The 18,383-nt window shown below is 72.4% G+C and carries 13 protein-coding genes; 9 read left to right on the plus strand and 4 right to left on the minus strand.

Going from position 1 to position 18,383, the window contains the following annotated elements; genetic code table 11:
- The first annotated feature begins 2 nt into the window (after positions 1-2).
- Genes yicI through KAK03_RS00260 form a run of 5 tightly spaced genes read left to right on the plus strand, consistent with a single transcriptional unit; the run spans position 3 to position 7,636 of the window.
- The gene (yicI, locus tag KAK03_RS00240) at positions 3-2,285 is read left to right on the plus strand and encodes an alpha-xylosidase (protein WP_210851009.1); all 2,283 of its coding nucleotides are present in this window, start codon (positions 3-5) and stop codon (positions 2,283-2,285) included.
- Positions 2,270-3,043 (plus strand): polysaccharide deacetylase family protein, encoded by a 774-nt coding sequence (locus tag KAK03_RS00245; protein ID WP_210851010.1) that lies wholly within the window; start codon positions 2,270-2,272, stop codon positions 3,041-3,043. The genes yicI and KAK03_RS00245 overlap by 16 nt, the downstream gene beginning before the upstream one ends.
- Positions 3,040-4,773, plus strand: coding sequence for a glycoside hydrolase family 9 protein (locus KAK03_RS00250; RefSeq protein ID WP_210851011.1), 1,734 nt, complete (start codon positions 3,040-3,042; stop codon positions 4,771-4,773). Before KAK03_RS00245 ends, KAK03_RS00250 begins: the two co-directional genes overlap by 4 nt.
- The gene (locus KAK03_RS00255; RefSeq protein ID WP_210851012.1) at positions 4,770-6,059 is read left to right on the plus strand and encodes an MFS transporter; all 1,290 of its coding nucleotides are present in this window, start codon (positions 4,770-4,772) and stop codon (positions 6,057-6,059) included. Before KAK03_RS00250 ends, KAK03_RS00255 begins: the two co-directional genes overlap by 4 nt.
- The gene (locus KAK03_RS00260) at positions 6,056-7,636 is read left to right on the plus strand and encodes a GH39 family glycosyl hydrolase (RefSeq protein ID WP_210851013.1); all 1,581 of its coding nucleotides are present in this window, start codon (positions 6,056-6,058) and stop codon (positions 7,634-7,636) included. Before KAK03_RS00255 ends, KAK03_RS00260 begins: the two co-directional genes overlap by 4 nt.
- A 7-nt stretch (positions 7,637-7,643) precedes the next feature.
- On the opposite strand, the gene KAK03_RS00265 is transcribed toward KAK03_RS00260, so the two are convergent.
- Positions 7,644-8,723, minus strand: a complete 1,080-nt coding sequence (locus KAK03_RS00265; RefSeq protein WP_210851014.1) for an aldose epimerase family protein — start codon at positions 8,721-8,723, stop codon at positions 7,644-7,646.
- 113 nt (positions 8,724-8,836) lie between these two features.
- On the opposite strand from KAK03_RS00265, the gene chvE reads away from it, so the two are divergent.
- Genes chvE through KAK03_RS00285 form a run of 4 tightly spaced genes read left to right on the plus strand, consistent with a single transcriptional unit; the run spans position 8,837 to position 14,136 of the window.
- A complete protein-coding gene (gene chvE, locus KAK03_RS00270; protein ID WP_210851015.1) occupies positions 8,837-9,910 on the plus strand; it encodes a multiple monosaccharide ABC transporter substrate-binding protein in 1,074 nt (357 codons plus the stop codon).
- A complete protein-coding gene (locus KAK03_RS00275; RefSeq protein WP_210851016.1) occupies positions 9,910-11,433 on the plus strand; it encodes an ATP-binding cassette domain-containing protein in 1,524 nt (507 codons plus the stop codon). The genes chvE and KAK03_RS00275 overlap by 1 nt, the downstream gene beginning before the upstream one ends.
- Position 11,434: 1 nt before the next feature.
- The gene (mmsB, locus tag KAK03_RS00280) at positions 11,435-12,622 is read left to right on the plus strand and encodes a multiple monosaccharide ABC transporter permease (protein ID WP_210851017.1); all 1,188 of its coding nucleotides are present in this window, start codon (positions 11,435-11,437) and stop codon (positions 12,620-12,622) included.
- Entirely contained in the window at positions 12,619-14,136 is a 1,518-nt protein-coding gene (locus tag KAK03_RS00285) for a tryptophan halogenase family protein (protein ID WP_210851018.1), read from the plus strand. Before mmsB ends, KAK03_RS00285 begins: the two co-directional genes overlap by 4 nt.
- Positions 14,137-14,264: 128 nt before the next feature.
- Here KAK03_RS00285 and KAK03_RS00290 read toward each other — a convergent pair whose 3' ends face one another.
- From KAK03_RS00290 to KAK03_RS00300, 3 genes are read right to left on the minus strand one after another with little or no spacing between them, the layout of a single operon-like run.
- Positions 14,265-15,833, minus strand: coding sequence for a family 43 glycosylhydrolase (locus KAK03_RS00290; protein WP_210851019.1), 1,569 nt, complete (start codon positions 15,831-15,833; stop codon positions 14,265-14,267).
- A 2-nt stretch (positions 15,834-15,835) separates the two neighbouring features.
- A complete protein-coding gene (locus KAK03_RS00295) occupies positions 15,836-17,245 on the minus strand; it encodes an MFS transporter (RefSeq protein WP_210851020.1) in 1,410 nt (469 codons plus the stop codon).
- Between the two features lie 42 nt (positions 17,246-17,287).
- The gene (locus KAK03_RS00300) at positions 17,288-18,382 is read right to left on the minus strand and encodes a LacI family DNA-binding transcriptional regulator (protein ID WP_210851021.1); all 1,095 of its coding nucleotides are present in this window, start codon (positions 18,380-18,382) and stop codon (positions 17,288-17,290) included.
- Position 18,383: the final 1 nt, after the last annotated feature.

The raw sequence follows: 18,383 nt of genomic DNA on the forward strand, positions 1-18,383 counted from the left end.
CCATGAAATTCACCGACGGCCAGTGGCTGCTGCAGCCCGGCCTGAGCGCCCACTACGCCTGCGAGGCCTACCGCATCGACGTGCAGGCTGCCCGCATCGTGGTGCTGGCCACCACCCGAGCGATCAAGCACCGCGGCGACACGCTGCAGGGCCCGGTGCTGAGCCTGACGCTCAGCTCGCCGCTGGAGGGCGTGATCCGCGTGGCGGTGGCGCACTTCGCCGAGGGTGAGCCGCCTCGGCTGCATGTGCCGATGCCCGGCGCCACCGCCCCGGCCGTGCGCATCGAGGAGGACGAGCGCTGCGTGCGTCTGCACTCGGGCACGGCCTCGGTCGAGCTGCGCAAGGGCGAGGGCTGGCAGCTCACCTTCCGCGATGGCGACAGGCTGCTCACCCGCAGCGACTGGCGCAGCCTGGGCTACCTGCAGTGGGGCGAGCGCGGCAGCTTCATGCACGAGCAGCTGACGCTGTCGGTGGGCGAGACGGTCTACGGCCTGGGCGAGCGCTTCACGCCCTTCGTGAAGAACGGCCAGGTGGTGGAGAACACCAACAAGGACGGCGGCACCGCCTGCGAGCAGGCCTACAAGAGCGTGCCCTTCTACCTCAGCAGCCGCGGCTACGGGGTGCTGGTGGATGAGGCCGGTCCGGTGTCCTTCGAGGTCGCCTCGGAAAAGACCACCCGCGTGCAGTTCAGCCGCGCCGGCGAGAGTCTGGCCTACTGCGTGATCGCCGGCCCCACGCCCAAGGCCGCGGTGCAGCGCCTGACCGCGCTGACCGGCCGCGCGCCGCTGCCGCCGGCCTGGAGCTTCGGGCTGTGGATGACCACCTCGTTCACCACCCAGTACGACGAGGCCACCGCCACCCACTTCATCGACGAGATGGCGCGCCGCGAGCTGCCGCTGGCGGTGTTCCACTTCGACTGCTTCTGGATGCGCGAGTTCGAGTGGGTGAACTTCCAGTGGGACCCGCGCGGCTTTCCCGACCCCGAAGGCATGCTGGCCCGGCTGCATGCCAAGGGGCTGAAGATCAGCCTCTGGATCAACCCCTACGTGGCGCAGAAGTCGCCGCTGTTCGACGAGGGCGTGCGCGGCGGCTTCTTCCTGAAGCGGCCAGACGGCCGCACCTGGCAGACCGACCTGTGGCAGCCCGGCATGGCCATCGTCGACTTCACCCACCCGGGCGCGGTGCGCTGGTACCAGGACCACCTGCGCCGGCTGCTGGCCCAGGGCGTGGACTGCTTCAAGACCGACTTCGGCGAGCGCATCCCCAGCGAGGGCGTGGTCTACCACGACGGCTCGGACCCGGTGGAGATGCACAACCTCTACGCGCTGAAGTACAACGAGGTGGTGTTCGATCTGCTGCGCGAGGAGAAGGGCGAGGACGCCGTGGTCTTCGCCCGCAGCACCTACGCCAGCGGCCAGCGCTTCCCGGTGCACTGGGGCGGTGACTGCTGGAGCACCTTCGAGTCGATGGCCGAGAGCCTGCGCGGCGGCCTGTCGCTGACCAGTTGCGGCTTTGCCTACTGGAGCCACGACATCGGCGGCTTCGAGGGCCACCCGCCGCCGGCCGTCTACAAGCGCTGGATCCAGTTCGGCCTGCTGTCCTCGCACAGCCGCCTGCATGGCAGCAGCAGCTACCGGGTGCCCTGGCTGGTCGACGAGGAAAGCTGCGACGTGCTGCGCCGCTTCACCCGCCTGAAGCACCGGCTGATGCCCTACCTCTATGCCCAGGCGATCGCCGCCAGCGCCACCGGCGTGCCGATGATGCGCTCGATGCTGCTGGAGCACCCCGACGACCCGGCCTGCGCCGCGCTGGACCGCCAGTACCACCTGGGCGACGCGCTGCTGGTGGCGCCGGTGTTCACCGAGAGCGGCGAGGTCGAGGTCTACCTGCCCGACACCGGCCGCGGCGACTGGACCGATCTGCTCAGCGGCCAGCGCCGCCCCGGCGGCCGCTGGGTGCGCGAGGTGCACGACTTCATGAGCCTGCCGCTGTACGTGGCCCCGGGCAGCGTGCTGCCCTTCAGCGACGAGGACAGCCGCCCCGACCACGACTACGCCCGCGGTCTGGTGCTGCGCGTGTTCGCGCTGGCCGACGGCGCCAGCGCGCCCTTCGAGGTGCCGTCGGTCGACGGCCGCATTGCTGTGCGCGGGCGGGTGCACCGCCAGGGCATGCGCTACACCGCCACCGTGGAGCAGGGCGCGCTGTACGACTGGGGCCTGGAGGTCGACGGCCTGTCCAGCCCGCGCCACGCCGGTGCGGGCCAGATCACATGGTCCGCCGCCTGAGCGCCTCGCGTGCCATGAGCGCCATGGGCGGCATGGGCGCTCTGGCCGGTCTGCTGCTCGCGGCCTCGGCCTGCGCGGTCGAGCCGGCGTGCCCGCCCGGCGCGCTGGGCACCGCCCGCGTCCTCACGCTGCCCCGCGCCGCGGCCGCCTATGGCACGCTGCAGCACGACCCGCTGCCGCTGGCCGAGGGCGAGCTGGTGCTGAGCTTCGACGACGGCCCCGAGCCCGGCGCCACCGAGGCGGTGCTGGCCGCGCTGGCCGCGCAGTGCGTGCGCGCCAGCTTCCTGGTTACCGGCCAGCAGCTCGAACGCGCCCCGGCACTGGCCCGTCGCCTGCGCGACGAGGGCCACTCGGTGGGCCTGCACAGCCACGCCCACCAGCCGCCGGACACGCTCTCGCCCGCCCAGCAGCTGGCCGACCTGCGGCGCGCCCAGGCGCTGTTCGAGCAGGTCTATGGCCAGCCCGCGCGCTTCTGGCGCTACCCCTTCCTGGCCGAGACCGACACGCTGCGCGCCGCGCTGGCCGCCGAGCGCATCACCGTGCTGTCGGCCGACCTGGGCATCGAGGACTGGGTGCCGGCCGGATCGACCGAGGCCCTGGCCGCGCGCCTGACACAGGCGCTGGCCACGCAGCGCCGCGGCATCGTGCTGCTGCACGACGCCCAGCGGCAGACGGCCCAGGCGCTGCCGGCCCTGTTGGCGCTGCTGCAGCGCCAGGGTTTTCGCATCGTCCACCTGCGCTGGCAGGACGCGCCGTGACGCCGCGGATTCGTGCCACAACCGGCCTGCTGGCCGCCTGCCTGATGGCAGGCCAGGCAGCGGCGGCCCCCGTGCTGCCCGAGGCCATCGCCATCAATCAGGTGGGCTTCACCCCGCTGGCCACCAAGCAGGCGTTGCTGCCGGCCACCGTGCGCGGGCCGGTCGAGGTGATCGACCTGGACAGCGGACGGCGCGTGCTGAGCCGCTGGCCCGGGCCGGCGCGCCACTGGGCGCCGGCGGGCCAGGCGGTGCGGCTGGTCGACCTCTCGGCGTTGCGGCAACCGGGCCGCTACCGGCTGCGCGCGGCGGGCGTGGCTGACTCGCCCAGCTGGCGCGTCGACCCCCAGGCCTACGTCGCGCTCAACGCCGCGGCGATCCGGGCCTTCACCTTCAACCGTGCCTCGATCGCCCTGACCCCCGAGGTCGCCGGCCGCTGGGCGCGCGCCGCCGGCCACCCCGACACCGAGGTGCTGGTGCACGCCTCGGCCGCCGGCCCGGGCCGGCCCGAGGGCAGCCGGGTCAGCAGCCCGGGCGGCTGGTACGACGCCGGCGACTACAACAAGTACGTCGTCAACTCGGCCATCAGCGTGGCCACGCTGCTGCTGGCGCAGGCGCATTTCCCGGCCTTCTTCGCCACCCAGCGGGTGGGGCTGCCCGACAGCACACCCGGCCAGCCCGACCTGGTGCAGGAGCTGCGCTGGAACCTGGACTGGATGCTCAGCATGCAGGACCCGACCGACGGCGGCGTGTACCACAAGCTCAGCAACGCCGGCTTCGACGGCGTGGTGATGCCGGCCGAGGCCACCGCGCCGCGCTACTTGGTGGCCAAGAGCAGCGCCGCGGCGCTGGACCTGGCCGCCACCGCGGCGCTGGCTGCGCGGGTGCTGGGCGCGCAGCGCCTGCTGCGCGAGGGCGAGGGCGCCCGGCTGCGCCTGGCCGCCGAGCGCGCCTGGACCTGGGCACAGTCCCACCCGCGCCAGGGCTTTCGCCAGCCCGAGGGCATCCACACCGGCGGCTACGGTGACGAGCAACTGGACGATGAGCAGGCCTGGGCCGCCGCCGAGCTGTTCGCGCTGACCGGCGAGGCGCGCTACCGCGCCGCGCTGGACCTGCCGCGCCTGGGCATCGAGGTGCCCGGCTGGAACCAGGTCAGCGCGCTGGCCTGGCTGGCGCTGGCCGATGCGCGCACACGCCTGCCCGCGCCGCAGCGCGCGCTGCCGGCGCAGCGCCTGCGCGGCCTGGCCGACACGCTGGCCGCCCGCTGGCGCGACTCGGCCGCCGGCGTGAGCCTTCAGGTCACGGACTTCGGATGGGGCAGCAATGGCGGCGCGCTGAACCAGGCGCTGGTGCTGCTGCAGTCGGCGCGCCAGGGCGGGCCACGCGCCCACCTCGATGCCGCCCAGGCCCTGCTCGACCATGTGCTGGGCCGCAACCTGCTGGGCCACAGCCAGGTCACCGGCTTTGGCAGCCGCTCGCCGCAGCACCCGCACCACCGGCCGTCGATGGCTGACGGCATCGACGCGCCGGTGCCGGGCTTCGTCGTCGGCGGCCCCAATGCCGGCCGCGACGACGCGGCCCACTGTCCCGTGCCCTACGCCCGCACCGAGCCGGCGCTGGCCTGGCTGGACCATGACTGCAGCTACGCCAGCAACGAGGTGGCGATCAACTGGAATGCACCGCTGGTGTATGTCACGGCGGCCCTGCAGGTGCTGGGCGGGAGGTCGCGATGAGTGCGCCGCGCCGCCCGCTGCTGGCCTGGGTGCCCACGCTGTACCTGGCGATGGGCCTGCCCAATGTGATGGTGGGCGTGGTGGCGGCCATCGTCTACAAGAACCTGGGCGTCGACAACGAAACCATCGCGCTGGCCACCTCGCAGCTCTACCTGCCCTGGGTGCTCAAGCCGCTGTGGGCACCGCTGCTGGAGGCCTGGCGCAGCAAGCGCTGGTGGGTGATCTCGATGGAGTTCACGATGGCCGGCCTGCTGGGCCTGGTGGCGCTGAGCCTGCCGCTGGAGGGCTTCTTCCGGCTGTCCTTGTGGCTGTTCTGGATGATCGGCTTTGCCTCGGCCACGCAGGACACGGTGGCCGATGGCGTCTTCATGGGCACCGCCACGCCGCGCGAGCAGGCGCGCTACGCCGGCCTGCAGGGCATGTGCTGGAACCTGGGCGCGGTGCTGGGCTCGGGCCTGCTGGTGTCGCTGACCGGCTGGCTGCACGAGGCCCACGGCCTGCCCTGGGTGCAGTGCTGGATGCTGGTGATGGGCCTGGCCGGCACGCTGATGGCGCTGGCCGGGGTCTGGCACTGGCGCGTGTTGCCTGCGGGTGCGCTGGCGCCGCTGCAGGCGCGTGGCGCGGCCGATGCCTGGCGCGCGGTGCGCGAGGCCTGGGCCAGCTTCTTCGCCAAGCCGGCGATCTGGCCGATGCTGACGGTGGTCTTCTTCTACCGCTTCGGCGAGGGCTTCATCGAGAAGTTCGGCCCGCTGTTCCTGCTGGACGCGCGCAGCGCCGGCGGCCTGGGCCTGGACAACGCCGCGCTGGGGACCCTGGCGGGCACGATCGGCACGCTGGCCTTCATCGCCGGAGCCTTTGCCGGCGGCGCGGTGGTGGCCCGCTTCACGCTGCGGCGCAGCTTCCTGTGGCTGGCGCTGGCGCTGAACCTGCCGCACCTGACCTACTTCTGGCTCAGCCAGGCGATGCCCACCGAGATGGTGAGCATCGGCGCGCTGGTGGCGCTGGAGAAGTTCGGCTTCGGCATGGGCTCGGTGGGCCACATGCTCTACATGATGCAGCAGGTCTCGCCCGGGCCGTTTCGCATGGCCCACTACGCCATGGCCACCGGCGTGATGGCGATGACCAAGTGGGCCACCGGCACCGCCAGCGCGGCGCTGTGGGCCGCCTGCGGCCACGCCTATCCGCTGTTCTTCGGTGCCGTGCTGCTGCTGTCGGTGCCGCCGATCTGGCTGGCCTGGCGCGCCCCGTTCCCCCATGCCACCGAACCCGACGAGGCCGACCGATGACCCCACTGCTGGGCCGCGCGCTCCATGCCCTGCTGGCCCTGTTCGCGCTGGGCTCCACCAGTACGCTGGCTGCTGGCGCCGCCCCCGCCCAGCGCGTGCTCACCCTGGATGTGGCGCGCGCCGGTGCGCCGCTGGACCGCTTCTTCGACCTGGCCGTGGGCGCCGACTTCCCCGGCACCACCGGCCGGCCCGAGGCGCTGGCGCAGCTGAAGACCGCGGTGGACGAGCTGGGCTTTCGCTCGCTGCGCCTGCACGCCATCTTCCACGACGTGCTGGGCACGGTGAAGAAGGACGGCGAGCGACTGGTGTTCGACTTCAGCGGCATCGACCGCTTCTACGACGCGCTGCTGGCACGCGGCATCCAGCCCTATGTGGAGCTGGGCTTCACGCCGCAGGCGCTGGCCACCTCGGGGCTGAAGATCTTCCACTGGCAGGGCCTGACCTCGCACCCCGAGCCCGAGGGCTGGAAGCAGCTGGTCGAGGCCTTCGCGCGCCACCTGATCCAGCGCTATGGCGCCGAGCAGGTGCGCCAGTGGCACTTCGAGGTCTGGAACGAGCCCAACCTGGACGGCTTCTGGGAGCGTGCCGACCAGGCCGCCTACTTCCGCCTGTATGCCGACACCGCGCGCGTGCTCAAGCGCGTCGACCCGGGCCTGCGCGTGGGCGGGCCGGGCACCGCCGGCGCCGACTGGGTCGTGCCCTTCCTGGCCTTCGTCTGGGCCGAGGGCGTGGCGGTGGACTTCGTCAGCACCCACACCTACGGCGTCGACGGCGGCTTCCTCGACGAATACGGCCAGGACGACAACCGCCTCTCGCGCTCGCCCGACAGCATCGTCGGCGATGTGCGGCGGGTGCGTGCGCAGATCGACGCCTCGGCCTTCCCCGGCCTGCCGCTGCACATCACCGAGTGGAGCACCAGCTACAACCCGCGCGACCCGGTGCACGACCACTACATCGGCGCCGCCTATGTGCTGGAGAAGCTGCGCGCGGTGCGCGGCCTGGCGCAGGCGATGAGCTACTGGACCTACAGCGACCTCTTCGAGGAAGCCGGCCCGCCCCCCGCCACCTTCCATGGCGGCTTCGGCCTGATGACCCGCGAAGGCCTGCGCAAACCCGCCTGGTTCGCCTACCGCTACCTGCATGCGCTGCGCGGCCGCGAACTGCCGGCCGACGATGGCGCCACCTGGGCCGCGGTGGACGGCCGGCGACTCGCCGCCGTGGTCTGGGACTGGCGCCTGCCCGAACAGACCGACAGCAACCGCCCGCACTTCACCCGCCTGCACCCGGCGGTGCGCGCCGCCCCGGTGGCGCTGCGCGTCGAGGGCCTGGCGCCCGGCCGCTACCGCCTGCGGCTGCAGCGCACCGGCTTCGATGCCAACGACGCGCACAGCGCCTGGATCCGCCTGGGCAAGCCGGCCCAGCCCAGTGCGGCGCAGTTGCAGCGGCTGCGCGCGCTGACCACCGACCGGCCCGAGCGCGACCTCACCGTGCGCGTGGGCGCCGATGGCCGGCTGCGCTGGCGCTGGCCGATGCGCAGCCACGACGTGGTGCTGCTGACGCTGGAGCCGCTGCGTTGACGAGCCCTCAGCGCAGGCAACGCAGTCGATGCAGGGTGCGGCTGTGCCAGGTCTGGCCCGGACGCAGCACGGTGGACGGAAAGTCCGGCCGGTTCGGCGCATCGGCCGGATGCTGGGTTTCCAGGCACAGCGCGTCGCCCGCACGCAGCAGGTCGCCATGGGTGCCGGCCAGGCGGCCGTCCAGCCAGTTCGCGCTGTAGACCTGCAGGCCAGGCTCGGTGGTCTCGACCTCCAGCACGCGGCCGCTGACAGGGTCCTCCAGCCGCGCGGCCAGCGCCAGACCCGGCGCGCTGCGGTCCACCCACAGGTAGTGGTCCAGGCCGCGGCCGTGCTGCAGTTGCGGGTGCACCGTGCGCAGCCGTGGGCCCAGTACCGCGCCGCCCCGGAAGTCCAGCGGCGTGCCATCGACCGGCGCGCTGTGCTGCGGGATGCCCTCGGCGTCGATCGGCAGGTAGCGGCCGGCCACCAGCGTGAGCCGGTGGCCGTCCACCGCACCGCAGCCGGCGAGGTTCCAGTAGGCGTGCTGGGTCAGGTTGAGCACCGTCGGCCGGTCGGTGTGCGCGCTGTAGTCGACGATCCAGCAGTCGTCGGGCGTCAGCGTGTAGCGCACCTCGACCGACAGCCGGCCCGGAAAGCCCTGGTCGCCGTCCGGACTGTCCAGGCGCAGCACCACCGCCACCGCGCCGTCGGGCGACCGGGGCCCGGGCGCCACCTGCCAGAAGCGCGCACCAAAGCCCTGCGCGCCGCCATGCAGGCAGTGGCGGGTACCGCCGCTGTCCAGGTCGACGCGGCGGCCGTCCAGCATGAAGCGGCTGTCGGCAATCCGGTTGGCATAGCGGCCCACCAGGCTGCCGAAAGTGGGGTTGTGGCGCAACTGATCGTCGGGCGAGGCCAGCGCCAGCACGATGTTGTCGAAGTGACCGTGGCGGTCGGGCATGCGCAGCGCCACCACCGTGCCGCCCAGGTCCAGCAGCGTCAGCTGCAGCTGGCCCCCGGCGTCCAGCGTCCAGGCGGTGACCGGGCGTCCATCGGCCAGCCGCGCCCAGGGGGCGCTGCGCACGCCAGGCACCGTAGCGGCCGGGTTCATCCGGGGAAATCCCGCTTCACTGACATCGTCCTTGTTCATAAAGTTCGTTCGTCGAACAAATTAGATCGCAGCATCGCAGGTCCGCGTCCTGCCGTCGATCCAGGAGACTCCCGATGATCACCCCCCGACGCCACCTTCTCCGCGGCCTGGGTGCCGCCAGCCTGCTGGCGGGCCTGGGCCTGCGGGCACGGGCCCAGGACAAGGGCCTGGTGGGCATCTCCATGCCCACCAAGAGCGCCGCACGCTGGATCGCCGACGGCGAGCACATGCTCAAGGTCTTCAAGACCAAGGGCTACCGCGCCGACCTGCAGTTCGCCGACGACGACATCCCCAACCAGCTGGCGCAGATCGAGAACCTGGTCACCAAGGGCGCGCGCGTGCTGGTGATCGCACCGATCGACGGCAGCACGCTGGGCAACGTGCTGCGCAAGGCCGCCGAGCGCCAGATCAAGGTCATCGCCTACGACCGGCTGATCCGCGGCACGCCGCACGTCGATGCCTATGCCACCTTCGACAACTTCCAGGTCGGCGTGATGCAGGGCCAGTCGATCATCGACCGGCTGGGCGTGGCGCAGGGCAAGGGGCCATTCAACATCGAGCTCTTCGGTGGCTCGCCCGACGACAACAACGCCCAGGTCTTCTACGACGGCGCGATGAGTGTGCTCAAGCCACTCATCGACAGCGGTCGCCTGGTGGTGCGCAGCCGCCAGATGGGCATGGACAAGGTGGGCACGCTGCGCTGGGACGCCAGCGTGGCGCAGGCGCGCATGGACAACCTGCTGTCGGCGCACTACGGCAAGGAGCGCCTGCATGCGGTGCTCAGCCCCTACGACGGCCTGTCGATCGGCGTGCTCTCGTCGCTCAAGGGGGTGGGCTACTGCACGCCGCGCCAGCCCTGCCCGGTGGTCACCGGCCAGGATGCCGAGCTGCCCTCGGTGAAGTCCATCATCCGCGGCGAGCAGGCCTCCACGGTGTTCAAGGACACGCGCGAGCTGGCGCGGGTGGCGGCCGAACTGGCCGATGCGCTGCTGGCCGGCAAGGCGCCCGAGTTCAACGACCGCAAGACCTACCACAACGGGGTCAAGGTGGTGCCGGCGCAGCTGCTCAAGCCGGTGGCGGTGGACGCCGGCAACTGGCAGCAGGTGCTGGTCGCCAGCGGCTACTACCAGGCGGGCCAGCTGCGCTGATGGACGCACCCCTGCTGGAGATGCGCGGCATCGCCAAGCGCTTCAACGGCGTGCCGGCGCTGCGCGGCGTGGACCTGCGCGTGGCGCGCGGCGAGATCCATGCGCTGGTGGGCGAGAACGGCGCCGGCAAGTCGACGCTGATGAAGGTGCTCTGCGGCGTCTACCCGCATCCATCCTATGAGGGCGAGATCCGCGTCGAGGGCCGGGCCTGCCGCTTTGCCGGCATCGCCGACAGCGAGCGCCTGGGCATCGTCATCATCCACCAGGAGCTGGCGCTGGTGCCGACGCTGTCGATCACCGAGAACCTGTTCCTGGGCCACGAGCCGGCGCGCCACGGCTGGGTCGACACGGTGGCGGCGCACGCGCGGGCCCGTGCGCTGCTGGCCCGCGTGGGCCTGGATGCCGACCCGGACACCCAGGTGGGCCGGCTGGGCGTGGGGCAGCAGCAGCTGGTCGAGATCGCCAAGGCGCTGGGCAAGCAGGTGCGCCTGCTGGTGCTGGACGAGCCCACCGCCAGCCTCAACGAGCGCGACAGCCAGGCCCTGCTGGCGCTGCTGCTGCAGCTGCAGACCGAGGGCGTGGCCAGCATCCTGATCTCGCACAAGCTGGGCGAGGTGCGGCGCGTGGCGCAGCGCATGACGGTGCTGCGTGACGGCGCCAGCGTGGCCGGCTTCGAGACCCTGCCCGACGAGGACGCCATCATCCAGGCCATGGTCGGCCGCCCGCTGGACGGCCGCTACCCGCAGCGCCGCACGATGCCCGGCGATCCGCTGTTCGAGCTGCGCGACTGGTGCGTCGAGCACCCCCAGCGCCGCGGCCACCTGGCCATCCGGCAGGCCAGCCTGACGGTGCGCCGCGGCGAGATCGTCGGTCTGGCCGGGCTGATGGGCGCCGGCCGCACCGAGCTGGCGATGAGCGTGTTCGGCCGCTCCTGGGGTCGCTGGCGCGGTGGCCAGGCGCTGGTGGGCGGCCAGCCGGCGGACCTCTCCAGCGTGCCGCGCGCGATCGCTGCGGGCATCGCCTACGTCACCGAGGACCGCAAGGGCCTGGGCCTGGTGCTGGGCGACAGCGTGGCGCGCAGCACCAGCCTGGCCCATCTGCGCGGCGTGGCGCGCCGCGGCCTGGTCGACGAGCCGCGCGAGCACGCGGTGGCGCAGGATTTCCGCCGCCGCCTGGCGATCCGCTGCCGCGACCTGGCGCAGCCGGTGGGCCAGCTCTCGGGCGGCAACCAACAGAAGGTGGTGCTGGCCAAGTGGCTGTTCACCGGGCCGCGGCTGCTGATCCTGGACGAGCCCACGCGCGGCATCGACGTGGGCGCCAAGCAGGAGATCTACGCGCTGATCGCCAGCCTGGCCGAACAGGGCTGCGGCGTGCTGCTGATCTCCTCCGAGATGCCCGAGCTGCTGGGCCTGTGCGAGCGGCTGTACGTGATGAACGAAGGCGCGATCGTCGCCGAGATGCCGGCCGCCCAGGCCAGCCAGGAAGCCATCCTGCGCGCCATCGTCGGCGCGCCACTGCACTGACATGAACACCACCTCCATGGCGCCCGCCGCGCCCCCCGCCCCGGCCCTGCTGGCGCGCCTGCGCGAACACGGCCTGGTGCTGGCCCTGGTGGCCATCACCGGCCTGTTCCAGTGGCTCACCGACGGCACGCTGCTGCAGCCGCTGAACCTGACCAACCTGGTGCTGCAGAACAGCTTCATCGTGGTGATGGCGCTGGGCATGCTGCTGGTCATCGTGGCCGGCCACATCGACCTGTCGGTGGGTTCGGTGTGCGGCTTCACCGGCGCGCTGGCGGCGGTGCTGATGGTGCAGCACGACTGGCCGGTGCTGCCGGCGGTGGCGGCCTGCCTGGCCGCCGGCGCGCTGATCGGCGCGCTGCAGGGCTGGTTCGTGGCCTACCTGGCGATCCCGTCCTTCATCGTCACGCTGGGGGGCATGCTGGTCTTCAAGGGCCTGGCGCTGGCGCTGCTGCAGGGCCAGTCGCTGGGGCCGTTCCCGGACGGCTTCCAGGCGCTGTCCACCGGCTTCCTGCCCGACCTGGGGGCGGACGACGAGGCCCCGCATGCGAGCACACTGGGGCTGGCCGTGCTGCTGGCCGTGGCGGCGGTGCTGCTGCCCTGGCGCCGTCGCGCGCAGCGCCTGCGCCATGGCATGGCGGTCGAGCCGCTGGCCACGCTGCTGCCGCGCCAGGCCGGGCTGCTGGCGGCGGTGCTGGGCGGGGGCTGGCTGATGGCCTCGTACAAGGGCGCCCCGCTGGTGCTGCTGCTCTTGCTGGTGCTGGTGGCGGTGTACGAGCTGCTGGCCTCGCGCAGCGTGCTCGGGCGCCAGCTCTATGCGCTGGGTGGCAACGCCAAGGCGGCGCGGCTGTCGGGCATCCGCACCGAGCGCCTGGCCTTTGCCGCCTTCGTCAACATGGGCGTGCTGGCGGCGCTGGCCGGCCTGGTGTTCGCGGCGCGGCTCAACAGCGCCACGCCCAAGGCGGGTCTGGGCTTCGAGCTGGATGTGATCGCCGCCTGCTTCATTGGCGGGGCCTCGGCCTCGGGGGGCGTGGGGCGCATCGGCGGTGCGGTGATCGGCGCTTTCGTGATGGGCGTGATGAACAACGGCATGTCGATCCTGGGCATCGGCATCGACTACCAGCAGGTCATCAAGGGCGTGGTGCTGCTGGCCGCGGTCTGTGTGGATGCCCGCAACCGGCACGGCGCATGAATCCCATCGACAGCATCGTCATCGCCGGGGGCGGCGCCGCCGGCTGGATGGCCGCCGCCGCGCTGGCCACGGCGCGGCCAGGCCGGCCGCTGACGCTGGTGGAGTCGCCGGAGATCGGCATCATCGGTGTGGGCGAGGCCAGCTTCCCGTCGATCCGCGCCTTCAACCGCCTGCTGGGCATCGACGAGGTCGACTTCCTGCGCGCCACCGGCGGCACCTTCAAGCTGGGCATCCGCTTCGACGACTGGCTGCAGCCCGGCCACCACTACTTCCACACCTTCGGTGACCTGGGCACGCTCGACGGGCCGATGGCGCTGTGGGCGCAGTACCTGCGCTTGCGCCATCGCCTGCCCGTCGGCCTGGCGCTGACCGACCTCAGCCTGCCCGGCGCGATGGCGCGCGGCGGCCAGTTCCTGCCGCCGCAGCCCGGCGCCGGCCTGGCCGGCCGCTACGATCACGCCTACCACTTTGATGCGCAGCGCTATGCCAGCTACCTGCAGGCGCTGGCGATCTCGCGCGGCGTGCAGCATGTGCAGGGCCGCATCGCCGGGGTGCAGCAAGCCGCCGACGGCCAGGTGCAGGCCCTGCGACTGGACGATGGCCGTGCGCTGCACGCCAGCCTGTTCATCGACTGCACCGGCTTTGCCTCGCGCCTGCTGGGCCAGGCGATGGCCGTGCCCTTCCTGGACCAGAGCCACCTGCTGCCGGTGGACCGCGCCTGGGCGGTGCCCGCAGCGCGCAATGATGGTCCGCTGACGCCCTACACCACCGCCACGGCCATGGAGGCCGGCTGGACCTGGCGCATCCCGCTGCAGGAGCGCACCGGCCACGGCCATGTGTTCAGCAGCCGCCACATCGACGAGCAGCGTGCGCTGGCGCAGCTGCTGGCGCGGCTGGACGGCCCGCCGCTGGCCGAGCCGCGCCTGCTGCGCTTCACCACCGGCTACCGCGAGCGGCTGTGGGAGCGCAACGTGGTGGCGATCGGCCTGGCCGGCGGCTTCCTCGAGCCGCTGGAGTCCACCGCGATCTTCCTGGTGCAGTCGGGCATCGGCCACCTGGTGTCGCTGCTCGACCACCCGCAGCGCGAGCCGGCGCGTGCCGGCTACAACACCCTGATGCGGCGCCAGTACGAGCGCATCCGCGACTTCATCGTGCTGCACTACCGCCTGAGCCGCCGCCGCGACAGCCGGCTGTGGCAGGAGATGGCCGCGATGGACCTGCCCGACACCCTGGCCCACAAGATCGACGCCTGGCGAGCCGCCGGCGTGCTGGCGGTCTACGACCAGGAGGGCTTCGACGCCAACAGCTGGCTGGCCATCCACGCCGGCATGGAGCACTGGCCGCAGCGCGCGCTGCCCTGGCCGGCCGAGGTGCCCGAGGACATCGCCGCCGAGCTGCTGCTGCAGCGCCGGCACGAGGTCGAGGCGCTGCTGGCGCGCATGCCGATGCACGAGGCGCTGCTGGCACAGGCCATGGCTCACAAGTCGTCGCAGGGCCGCCCCAAGACGACTTGACCCCCTCGGGGGGCGGGCTGGGCGCAGCCCGGGCCTGGGGGCGCTGGCAAGCTGTCGCAGGGCCGCCCCAGGACGACTTGATCCCCTCGGGGGGGGGCGGGCTGGGCGCAGCCCGGCCCTGGGGGCGCTCAGAGTGCGCGGTAGCGCAGCCTCCGGAACCGCAGCTCGCCCTCGCCCGCACTGAACAGCGCCAGACGCAGGCTGGTGAAGCCGCCGAAGACGTTGTGGTGCAGGCCCGAGACCTCCATCTGCCAGGGCAGCTGCTGCCACTGCCGACCGTCCGCGGACGTGAACCAGGTCAGCACGTTGTCGCGGTTGAGCAGGCGCAGGTGCAGGCGCGGCGTGGTCAGCGGCTGGCGCATCCAGCGCTGTTCCTGGCCGTAGCCGTAGGTCAACAGCTCGCCGCCGCCCAGGCCGATGCCGGCATGGCCGCGCTCGTCGTAGAACAGCGCCAGCCCGCCGTGGGCGGCGCCGTGGGCCTCGACCTCGACCGTGACCTCGTAGCGTCGGTCACCCACTATGCAGCACAGCGGCGAGCAGTCGGCCAGCGCCTGGCCCTTGCCGCGCAGGCGCAGCTCGCCGCCGCCCACCTGCACGCGCCGCGCCAGCTCACCCGGTGCGGCACCGTGCAGGCTCCACGGCAGGCCCAGCGTCGGGCGCTCGAAATCGTCCGACAGCGCCAGGCCGGTGGGCCCGGCCTGGCCGCCGCGCGGCGCCGGCAGCGGCCGCGACAGCGTGTCGCCGCGGGCGCGCAGCCAGCCGTCGCGCGTCCACTGCACCGGCTCCAGCAGGGCCTGGCGGCCCAGGGTGCGAAAGCCGTTTTCGTAGCCGTGGTAGACCATCCACCAGTCGCCCGCCGGGCCTTCGACCAGGCTGGCGTGGCCGCGCGACCACCAGGGCTCATCGGCGCTGCGGGTGCGCACGATCGGGTTGTGCGGGCAGTGCTCCCAGGGCCCGTGCACCGAGCGTGAGCGCGACAGCGTGACCATGTGGCTGGTCGGCGGCCCGGCCGTGCCGCCCACCGCCGAGACCAGGTAGAACCAGCCGCCGCGGCGCAGCAGCTTGGGGCCCTCGGGGGCGAACATCTCGACCACCCAGTCCTCGGGGTAGCGCCAGGCTTCCCAGGCGCCCTCCTGCAGCGGGCCGTCGGTGCGCAGGCCGTCATCGCTCAGCCGCACGCGCCGCCCGCCATTGAGGAACAGGTAGCGCCGGCCGTCCTCGCCCACCACATGGCCGGGGTCGATGCAGCCGGGCAGGCCCAGGTCGATGGGTGCGCTCCAGGGGCCGCGGATGTCGTCGGCCCAGACCACGTAGACCGCGGTGCCCTGCGCCTGCAGCACCGGGATGTAGAGGAAGTAGCGGCCCTGGTGGCGCACCAGGTCCATCGCCCACACGGTGCCCGGCGGCTCGGGCAGGGCGGCGGTGATCGGCACCCAGTTGAGCAGATCGCGCGAATGCCAGATCACCGCCCCCGGCGTGGCCGCGAAGGACGAGAAGCTCATGTAGTAGTCGGCGCCGTCCTTCAGCACCGTCGGGTCGGCGTGGTCCCCGGGCACGATCGGGTTGAGGTAGCGGCCGTCGCCCAGGTCGGCGCAGCGCTGGCCTTCTGGTCCGCGCCCGCGTGCCGTGGTGGCGCCGGCCGGCAGCGCCGTCCCACCCAGCGCGGCGGCCAGCGCCTCACGTCGGGTCAGGGCCATGCTCAGACCGCGCCGCGGCGCGCCTCCAGCAGGCCGCGGGTGCGCCCGGCGCCGGCCTCGTCGATCGGGAAGCGGGCGATCAGCACCAACGCGATCAGCAGGCCCAGCGCCGGGATGCCGCTGAGCAGCAGGCGGATCAGGGTGATCGCCTCCTCGCTCTGCACCGGCAGCTTGGCGTCAAAGCCGGTGAACTGCAGGATCCAGCCCGAGGCGCCATTGCCCAGGCCGATGCCCACCTTGCTGATCCAGGACTGGCAGGCGGCGAACGAGCCCTCGCGGCGCTGGCCGGTTTCCAGCTCGTCATGGTCGATCACGTCGGCCAGCGTGGAGCCGTACAGCGTCCAGAAGCCGGCGCCGGTGAAGGCCACGAAGCCGCAGGCCAGCAGCTGCAGCCACGGGTAGCGCGGGTCGTAGAGCCACCAGTCGCCGATGAAGGCGCACACCGCCAGCGCCAGCACCGCCATCAGCCCGAGGCGCTTGCCGTAGCGCCGCGCCAGCATGCCGAAGAAGGGGATGCCGGCGAAGCCGAAGGCCATGCCGGCCAGGCCCATGGCCGAGTTCCAGCGCGTGCCCAGCGCCACGTCGCCGCCGCAGACGTAGTACAGCGTGGTGTAGTAGCCCAGCAGGCCGACCATCGCGGTGGCGATGCCGTAGGCCAGCATCATGCCCAGCAGCGAGCGGAAGGGCTTGTTCTGCAGCGTGCGGTACAGCGTGTCGCGCAGCGGCACCTTGGCCTGGCGCACCACCACGCTCTCGTAGTAGCGCTCGCGCACCAGCAGGAAGATCGCCACCGACATGCCCACCATCACCGCACCCAGGATGCTGCAGTAGACCTGCGCGCCCAGCAGGATGTCGGGCTTGCCGTTGGCGTCGTTGAAGATCGACAGCGTGGTGAACTGGGCCGCCACGAACATCGTCAGCTCGGGCACCTTCTGGATCGCGTTCTTCACCTGCATGACGCTGGTGCGCTCGTGGTAGTCGGGCGTCATCTCGGTGCCCAGGCTGGTCCAGGGCATGTTGAAGCAGCTCATCACCGGCACGTAGACCAGCGTGGAGGCCAGCATGAAGATGAAGTACTGGGTGTCGGTCCAGCCGCGGCCCACCGCGAACATCAGCGGCAGGCCGATGCCCGCCAGCACGCCACCCACCAGGATGAAGGGGCGGCGCCGGCCATGGCGGGTGCGGGTGTTGTCCGACAGCCAGCCGAACACCGCGTCCGAGGCGGCGTCGATGAAGATCTTGATCATCAGCGCCGTCGAGATCAGCCCCGGCGCCATGCCCAGGAAGACGTTGAAGACGTGGAAGGCCAGCGACTGGTAGAGCCAGTGGCCCCACAGGTCGACGAAGGCGCCCAGGCCGTAGCCCACCTTCTGGGGCATCGGAACGCGGTCGGCGGGGGCGGTGGTGCTCATCAGCGGTCTCTCGGGCAGGCCGGCGGCACCGCCGGCGCGGGGTCAGGGAATGGCCAGCGGCCCCGGTCGCACCGGGGCCAGGCTGGGTTGCAGGACGGTCTCGGTGGGCAGCACCTGCGAGGCGATCGGCTGCGGCGGCGCCAGGCCCAGCTTGGCGTCCACGGCGGCGAGCAGCAGGCGCACCGCCAGGTGGCCCATCTCGCGCAGCGGCTGGTGCACCGTGGCCAGGCGGGCCGAGCGGGCCAGCAAGGTGTCATCGAATCCCACCACCGACAGGTCGCGCGGCACCTGCAGGCCGCGCGCGCCCAGCACCTCGAAGCAGCCCAGCGCGACGGCGTCGCTGACGGCGAAGATGGCGTGCGGCACCTCGTCGCCGCGGTGGGCATCGAACCAGTCGGCGAGCTGGCGCCGGCTGGCCTCGGCACTGAAGCCGCCGCGCACCAGCAGGTCCTCGTCCAGCGGCACGCCGGCCTCGGCGTGGGCGCGGCGCCAGCCGGCGACACGCCGGTTGGCGCCGATCGAGTCGGCCGGGCCGGCCAGGTGCAGGATGCGGCGGTGACCCAGGGCCAGCATCTGCCGCACCATCTCGAAGGCGCCGCGCTCTTCGTCGGACTCGATGTTGGGCACCCCCGGCAGCGCATGGTTGGCGTGTACCGAGACCACCGGCGTGTGCTCGGGCAGGGCCTGGGCGTCATCCGGGCCCAGCAGCGGCGCCAGCAGGATCAGGCCGTCGATGCGGCCATCGCAGATCGAGGCCATGCGCCGCGCCACCTCGGGCCAGGTGTCGAAGGCGAAGACGGTGGTGTTCTGGCCCGCCGCCGCCGCGGCCTCGATGACGCCGTTGAACACTTCCAGGAAGTACTGGTTCAGCTCGTTGCCCGACAGCGTGGTGGCCAGACCCAGCGTGTTCATGCGCCGCTCGGCCAGGCCGCGCGCGGTGGCGTTGGGTCGGTAGCGCAGTTGCTCGGCGGCCTCCAGGATGCGCTGGCGCGTCTCGTCGGAGATGCGCGAGGAGGTCTTGGCGCCATTGAGCACCGCCGACGCCGCCATCGCCGACACGCCGGCGGCGCGTCCCACGTCAGCCAGGGTGGCGGCGTGGCGGGCGCGGGTGCTGCGTTTGGCGGTGGGCTGCGTCATG

The sequence above is a fragment of the Ideonella alba genome (genome assembly GCF_018069845.1).
Lineage (GTDB): Bacteria > Pseudomonadota > Gammaproteobacteria > Burkholderiales > Burkholderiaceae_C > Ideonella > Ideonella alba.